Below are 230 nucleotides of genomic sequence, written 5' to 3' on the forward strand. Positions count from 1 at the left end.
ACGGCGCCGTGGTCCCGGTGGGGGTCAGCACCCCACGGCGTCCGAGGACGCGCTGGAGGTTGGTCGCATCCAGCTGGTACCCGAGTGCGGCGCAGTAGATCTCGCGCAGCGTCGACCTGGAGAACTCGCCGGGGGCCAAGCCGAACGCAATGTTGGTGTCGGAGAGCTTGGCGGCGAGGCGGGTCCGGGCGTGCCGGACGACGGTGCCGTGGGCGACGGCCATCTCGGGG

The 230-nt window shown here is 72.2% G+C and carries 1 pseudogene; it reads right to left on the reverse strand.

Going from position 1 to position 230, the window contains the following annotated elements:
- Window positions 1-230 (reverse strand): annotated as a pseudogene (locus QM841_RS43010) (NUDIX hydrolase); the annotation flags it as partial.

The organism is Rhodococcus sp. IEGM 1307 (assembly GCF_030056915.1).
GTDB classification, from domain to species: domain Bacteria; phylum Actinomycetota; class Actinomycetes; order Mycobacteriales; family Mycobacteriaceae; genus Rhodococcus_F; species Rhodococcus_F opacus_D.